The sequence below is a fragment of the Planctomycetota bacterium genome (genome assembly GCA_038746835.1).
In the GTDB taxonomy this organism is placed as follows: domain Bacteria; phylum Planctomycetota; class Phycisphaerae; order Tepidisphaerales; family Tepidisphaeraceae; genus JBCDKH01.
Map to the genome: position 1 here is coordinate 1 of JBCDKH010000202.1, position 6,328 is coordinate 6,328.

The following is a 6,328-nucleotide window of genomic DNA, read 5'->3' on the forward strand; positions in this document are numbered from 1 at the left end:
CCCGCGTCAGCGGGCGCGCTCGAACGGTCCGAAGCGCCCGCTGACGCGGGCGGCTTACTCCGTGGATCGACGCAGTCGGAGCGTGAACAGGAACTCTTCGACCAATCTCGACCGGCTCGCGCAGAGGCTTGCGATGACTGCGCACGTCGCGTTACGCTCGCAGCGTCATGGCGTTTGCTGGCAGCTTGTTTCTCTTGCTGGTGATCATGGGTCTCGGGCTGGCAGCGATGCTGTACGAGCCGTCGTCGCGGGTGCCGCGGATTCAGTCCGCACCGTCGTGGCGGCCGCCGATGGTGAGCCGGTTGCTGGCGGCGAGGCAGAAGAGCTTCCGCATCGTCGGCCTGGTCGACGGACGCGAGCACGAGTACATCGTCCGCTGCAAGTCCGCCGGAACTGCCGAGGTGACGGCCCAGGCGTGGGGCATGCGGGTCCGTCGAGTCGAGCCGGTGACCGATCGGACGACGCGGGTCGTGTAAACTCCGGCCATGGGTCTGTTCAAGAGCCGCGACGAACGACGCGTCGAACGCGACATGCGCCTTCGCCAGGCCTTGCGCGGGATCGAACGGTCCATCCGTCAGCAGGAGACCTTCAGTGAAGACTTCCTGAAAAATGCACGGCAAGCCCGCAAGGTCGGCGACGAGCAGCAGTACCAGTTCATCCGCGCCAGTCTCAAACGCACGGCCGCGGTGAAGAAGATGCTCGAGCGACAGCTGCTCAGCATGAAGAACGCCATGCTCGTCCAGAAGCAGGCGGAGGCAGGTCGTGAGTTTGCCCAGGGTATGAACACGATCGCCCGCGAGATTGGCAAGACGTTCGGCGAACTCGACCTCACCAAAACGCAGGCCGATTGGGAAAAGGCCGTCCGTCAGGCGGGCAGCATGGAAGAGCGGATGGACCTGTTCCTCGACGCGATGGAGCAGTCGTCCGGCGATCAGGTGCCGGCCGCGCGGGACGATCTGGTCAGCGATGACGAGATCGACCGGATGATCGAGGCCGACGTCGTGGCGGAGGAGCAGGCGGAGCTGTCGCAGCTGGACAAGCTCGACGCAGAGATTGCCCGCGAGCTTGGCGTGCGTCGCGAAAAGGACTGAGATACAAAAGGCCACACGAGCCACGACCATCCGGTCGCGGCCCGTGTGTCAGGAGGAGCATCCGCGTGGCGTATAGCGGGCGCTTCAGTCGCTGAAGACCGAGCGTGCCAGCTTGTTGTAAACGCCGATGGCGATGAACGTCGGAGCCCACTGCCCCACGAAGAGGGCGTCGCGGTCGCGGCCCATGAGCTTGAGTGTCAGGGCAGCGGCAATGCTGCCGCCGGCAAGCCACATGAACGTGTCGCTGGGCACCTTGGCGGTGGCGTCTTCGATGAGGTGGGCGGCGTCGGTTTCGGAACGGGTGATCGTGCGCATCGGTAACTCCTGAAAATCGAGTTCGGCAAAGCAACGCCGCTTTCGGCGTCCGTCGCGAGCCCCGCTGCAAGTGACGTGCCGGGATCGGGCGATTTCTAAACGACGCAAGGGACGGCAAGGCTCTGCAAACGCGGTCCCGACGCTGTGGGCTGGTTAGTCGTCGAGCGTGTTCGGTTTGCGTGACGCGCTATACCAACGGGGTCCACTCCACGCGAAGTCGCCGCCTTGCTCGCCGTTGCCGTCACACCACCTGCTTCGCCCGCGGCCGGTGGACTGTTGGATGCGCTGCCGTCGGTCGCGATCACGGTGGCGGGCGTGGGGCTGACGATTGCGGTCGGGTTTTACCTGCGTCGAAGTCGGACGATCGCAGACGGGACCGATGCGTCGGTCTTCGCACTGCTGGTCCGCGTCTTCATTCCGGCCCTGATTCTCAGCCGCGTCATCGGCAACGAGGCTCTGTCCGATTGGCGCAACCTCGTCCTGCCGCCGGCGACAGCGTTCGGGCTCGTGACGCTGGGGATGCTTGCGGCGTTTGGTCTGGCGACGCTGATGCCGAAGACGCTCCCGGCGGGCAAGACGCGGCGCACCTTCGCGCTGTCGGCGGGCATGTTCAACTACGGCTACATCACCGTGCCGCTGGTGATCGCTCTGTTTGCCTACGACGGCGGACGCACGCTGGCGGTGCTGTTCGTCTTCAACGTCGGCGTCGAGGCGGCGATGTGGGGCGTTGGCCTGACGCTGCTGGCGGGGCACGTCGAGCCCGGCTGGTGGCGACGCATGTTCAGTCCGCCGGTCGTGGCGACCGTCATCGCCGTGGCGGTCAATCTGACGGACCAGGCTCTGGGCCTGTCGGAGTCGATGCCCGCACCTGTCGCGGGCGTCGGTGAGGCGATCATGACATGCCTCTTCTGGCTCGGCGGGGCGGCTGTGCCGATGGGGCTGATTCTGACGGGCTCGGCCATCGCGGACGACTGGTTGCAGTGCCGTCTGCGGCAGGGCGTGCGGACGGTCGTCGCGGCGTCAGTGCTTCGGCTGCTGATTTTGCCAGCGCTCTTCATCGGGCTGGCGGTCATGGTCCCGATGACGCCGGAGTTGCGTCACGTCCTGATCTTCCAGGCTGCGATGCCGGCAGCGGTCTTTCCGATCGTCCTGGCACGCCACTACCAGGGCGACGTCGGGACAGCCCTCCGCGTCGCCATCGGCACCAGCATCGTCGCGATCGTCACGATGCCCATCTGGATCGTCCTGGGTCTCTGGCTGATTCGGTGAGACCCCGATCTCGAAATCACCCGACGTAGCCGCCCGCGTCAGCGGGCGCTTCTGCGCCTTCCACGCGCCCGCTGACGCGGGCGGCTACGTCGCGACATCGCATTTCAAGGACAACGAGCCCCCTCAAAACCCGCGGCGTTTGAACTGCTTTTCGAGGTCGTCGATCGTCAGCCGCAGCGTCGTCGGGCGACCGTGCGGGCAGTTGCTGCCGCGGGGAACGAGGTGCCGCTTGGCGACCAGGACTTCGACCTCGGCCGACGTGAGCGGGTCGCCAGCTTTGACCGCGGCCTTGCAGGCCATGAGGTCGAGAATCTCGTGGATGGCCGACTCGTCGCCGTCGCCGGGCGACCGCCGCAACGCCTCGGCCACGAACTCGCCGGGATCGGTCGACGCTCGTCGGATCGCGACCAGAGTCGGGAACGCCTGCACTGCCACTGCGTCCGGGCCGAACCGCTCGGCTTCGATCCCGAGCTTGGCGAGCAACGGCCCGACCTCCTCCAGCCGATCCGCCTCGGCCTCGCTGACTTCGACGATCGCCGGCACGAGCAGCCGCTGCGACTCGAGCGGCCCACGCCGGACCCGGGCGAGGAGCTCTTCGTACAGCACCCGCTCGTGCAGCGCGTGCTGATCGATGATCTCCATCCCGTCGTCACCCTCGACGACGAGGTAGCTGTTGTGCAGCTGCATGACCCGCGATGGCGGTGCAGGCGATGCCGGCTCCGACGCTTCCGTTTCCACCGGCGTCTCGGCGACGTCGAGCAGCGACTTCTGCTCTTCCTGCAGCGACTGCTTGAAGTAATCCGCCAACGTCTCGCGCACGTCCGGCCGAGGCTCGGGCAGTGGCGGCGGGTCGACGGGCGTCGGGCGAGCTTTGGGTGCCAGGTCCTGCCCGAGCAAGGCCTCGCGGACCGTCGCGTTGACGAGCGACCAGACGCGCGACGCCTGGCGAAACCGCACCTCGCTCTTGGCCGGGTGGACGTTCACGTCGACCTCGCCCGGAGGCACGTCGAGCATGAGCACCGCCGCCGGCTGACGGCCCGGCTCGGCCAGGCCGCGGAAGGCCTCGCGAAGCGCGTGCTGGACGGAGCGATCCTGCACGCTCCGGCCGTTGACGAAAAAGTGGTGATACCGGGCCGACGTCGCCGCGTGCTCGGGTCGGGCGACGATGCCACGAAGCTGCCACTCGCCGTCTCGCGCATCCACGACGATCGGCCGATCCCTCAGATCGCCCGGCCAGGCAGCGACGAGTCGCTCCGTCGGGTCGCTCGTCGCGGGCCAGTCGAAAACGACCTTGCCGTCGCGCTCGTAGCGGAACGCCACGTCGCTCCGCGGAATCGCGAGCCGGTGGACGACGTCGGTCACCTGCGCACTCTCGGCCGCCGCCGCCTTGAGAAACTTGCGACGGGCCGGCGTGTTGAAAAAGAGATCGCCCGCCTCGACCGTCGTTCCGACATTGCCCGCCGCCGGCTGGACGGTGCCGAGGTCGCCGCCATCGCACGCGATCGCGAATGCCTCGTCGTCGGGCGTTCGGCTGACGATTCGGCACCGCGACACGCTGCCGATGCTCGCCAGCGCCTCGCCGCGAAAGCCGAGCGTCGCAACGCGTTCGAGTTCCGCGTCGTCGCGCACCTTGCTGGTCGCGTGCTGCGTGAAGGCGAGTGGCAGCTCGTCGGGCGGAATGCCCGAGCCGTCGTCGACAATGCGAATCGACTCACGCCCGCCGGCTTCGATCGCGATGGTGATGCGACTCGCTCCGGCGTCGAGCGCGTTCTCGACCAGTTCTTTCACGACGCTCGCCGGCCGCGAGACGACCTCGCCCGCGGCGATGCGATCGACCACGGCCGCGGGTAGCGGTCGGATCGCCTGTCGCTTGGCCGGTGCGTCGAGCAAGCCAAACGATACGACGCGTCACATCGGTCGCTCGTCGCGGAATCGTGCCGGCGACACGCCGACGCCGCGGCTGAAGTGACGCGTGAAGTGGTAGACGTCGCAGTAGCCGAGCCGCCGGGCGATCGCCTTGATCGGCTCGTCGGTTTCGACGAGCAGGCGTCGCGCCGCAGCAAGCTTGTGGGCAAGGCGATAGGTCGTCGGCGGCATGCCAACGGCCGAGCCGATCTGCCGACGCAGCGTCGTCAGGCCCATCGCGAGCCTGTCGGCTTCGTGGGCGAGATCGGGCTCGGGTCCCTCGGCGTCGGCGAGACGATCCAGCAGCTCGGCCAGCCACGCCGGCCGCGACGTCGACGGCAGCGTCGACCGCGCCTCGGCAAGAGCGATCAGCGCCCGCTCCAGCGCGTTGGTCGCCTTGAGACGCGACCAGCGAAGCGTCTTGTTGACCTGGGCGATGGTCTCGTCGAGGGCCTCGCCCACCACGTGCGCGGTGTGATCGTCGAGTGCCTGGGGCGACGTCGGCAAGAGTCCTTGGTCACGCCACTGCTCGACGAGCGTGCCGGCGAACGCGGCGTAGCGGTGGTGCCACGACTCGTCGGGCCGGGACGCGTGAAACCGAATGCGTCGCGGCCCAGGCATCGCGGGCCACGTCGCGGGCGCGGAGAGCTCGTGTCGGCGATCGTCGTAGTGGACGACCACGTCGCCTCGGCTCACCAGCTGCAGCGTGTGGTAGCCGAAGGGCTTGTCGATGTGCGCGGTGCATCTCGGGAACTCATCCGCGTGCAGAAAGACGATCTCAGGGCGAATCACGTGGTCAGATCATGCAAAACACCGGTCATCGTGTCCATTGGCGGTGGCGGATTCGGTGGCAGAATTCCCTGCAATGCCAGCCTTAACCCCAACTGCCGACGCAATGGAGCTCACCGATGCTGAAGTCAACTTCTACAACGATCAAGGATACCTCTATCTCCCTGGCTTCGTGGACCGCAACCACGCAGCCGACCTCCGCGGCGAAGTCCTGCACATCCTGCGGGAAGTGTTCGGCCTCGACGAGGAACGGCTCGCCCACGCAGCAGGCAAAGAGGACGCCTTGCGCCAGACCTTCCAATACCTCCAAGGAAGCATGCTCGACGAGCTGATCAACGGCGAGCGGTCCAAGGCCGTCGCTTCACGCCTGCTCGGCGGTCCGGCCCACGTCTATCTGCCGTTCACTGCCGTCAAAGCCGGTGGCGGCGGTGGGAAGTTCCACCTGCACCAGGACAACCAGTACACGTTCCACGAGCCCGCCTCAGGCAGCCTCAACATCTGGGTCGCCCTGGTCGACATGTCGCCCGAAAACGGGTGCCTGCAGATGAGTCCGCACAGCCACAAGGACGGCCCGATCGAACGCGCTGGCGAAGGCGATTACATCACGCCCGAGCAGGAAGCCCACCGGCTCTTCCCGATGCGCATGTGTGCCGGCGATGCCGTGGCCTTCAGCCGGTTGACGGTCCACGGCAGCGGGCCGAACCACACGGACAAGCCGCGCGTGGCCTACGCGCTTCAATACCACCGCGACGACGTTCAGTACCGCGATCCAGACGACGGCAGCCGGCTGAAGCGGCTGGTCGATGAACCACGCTTTGCCGTCGCACCAGTCGAGGCTCTGAAGCCGGCGGAGAAGTGAGCCGGGCGGCTATCGACGCTTCCGGCCGTTGGTCGCCGGCTTCGCCGATTCCGACAGCCGGGCAGCGGCGTCGGTGAACAGCTCCGCAAGCGCCGAGCGG

General features: G+C 67.1%; 7 protein-coding genes. 4 read left to right on the forward strand and 3 right to left on the reverse strand.

Annotated elements, in window-relative coordinates; all coding sequences use genetic code 11:
* The first annotated feature begins 167 nt into the window (after positions 1-167).
* Positions 168-476: a hypothetical protein gene (locus AAGI46_14835; protein MEM1013482.1), complete on the forward strand. Its 309-nt coding sequence runs from the start codon at positions 168-170 to the stop codon at positions 474-476.
* 9 nt (positions 477-485) lie between these two features.
* Positions 486-1,091: a hypothetical protein gene (locus tag AAGI46_14840; GenBank protein ID MEM1013483.1), complete on the forward strand. Its 606-nt coding sequence runs from the start codon at positions 486-488 to the stop codon at positions 1,089-1,091.
* An 84-nt stretch (positions 1,092-1,175) separates the two neighbouring features.
* Here AAGI46_14840 and AAGI46_14845 read toward each other — a convergent pair whose 3' ends face one another.
* Entirely contained in the window at positions 1,176-1,406 is a 231-nt protein-coding gene (locus AAGI46_14845; protein ID MEM1013484.1) for a hypothetical protein, read from the reverse strand.
* Between the two features lie 225 nt (positions 1,407-1,631).
* Here AAGI46_14845 and AAGI46_14850 point away from each other — a divergent pair, with 225 nt between their 5' ends.
* Entirely contained in the window at positions 1,632-2,675 is a 1,044-nt protein-coding gene (locus AAGI46_14850; GenBank protein ID MEM1013485.1) for an AEC family transporter, read from the forward strand.
* Positions 2,676-2,798: 123 nt separating this feature from the next.
* Here AAGI46_14850 and mutL read toward each other — a convergent pair whose 3' ends face one another.
* Positions 2,799-4,565 (reverse strand): DNA mismatch repair endonuclease MutL, encoded by a 1,767-nt coding sequence (gene mutL, locus AAGI46_14855; protein MEM1013486.1) that lies wholly within the window; start codon positions 4,563-4,565, stop codon positions 2,799-2,801.
* 18 nt (positions 4,566-4,583) lie between these two features.
* Positions 4,584-5,372, reverse strand: a complete 789-nt coding sequence (locus AAGI46_14860; GenBank protein MEM1013487.1) for an AraC family transcriptional regulator — start codon at positions 5,370-5,372, stop codon at positions 4,584-4,586.
* A gap of 73 nt (positions 5,373-5,445) precedes the next feature.
* Between AAGI46_14860 and AAGI46_14865 the strand changes: the two genes are divergently transcribed.
* The gene (locus tag AAGI46_14865; protein ID MEM1013488.1) at positions 5,446-6,228 is read left to right on the forward strand and encodes a phytanoyl-CoA dioxygenase family protein; all 783 of its coding nucleotides are present in this window, start codon (positions 5,446-5,448) and stop codon (positions 6,226-6,228) included.
* The last annotated feature ends 100 nt before the right edge of the window (positions 6,229-6,328 follow it).

Excerpts from the sequence above, each read along its gene's own strand:
- AAGI46_14835 (MEM1013482.1), top strand. The coding sequence starts at position 168 with ATGGCGTTTGCTGGCAGCTTGTTTCTCTTGCTGGTGATCATGGGTCTC.
- AAGI46_14840 (MEM1013483.1), top strand. The coding sequence starts at position 486 with ATGGGTCTGTTCAAGAGCCGCGACGAACGACGCGTCGAACGCGACATG.
- AAGI46_14845 (MEM1013484.1), bottom strand. The coding sequence starts at position 1,406 with ATGCGCACGATCACCCGTTCCGAAACCGACGCCGCCCACCTCATCGAA.
- AAGI46_14865 (MEM1013488.1), top strand. The coding sequence starts at position 5,446 with ATGCCAGCCTTAACCCCAACTGCCGACGCAATGGAGCTCACCGATGCT.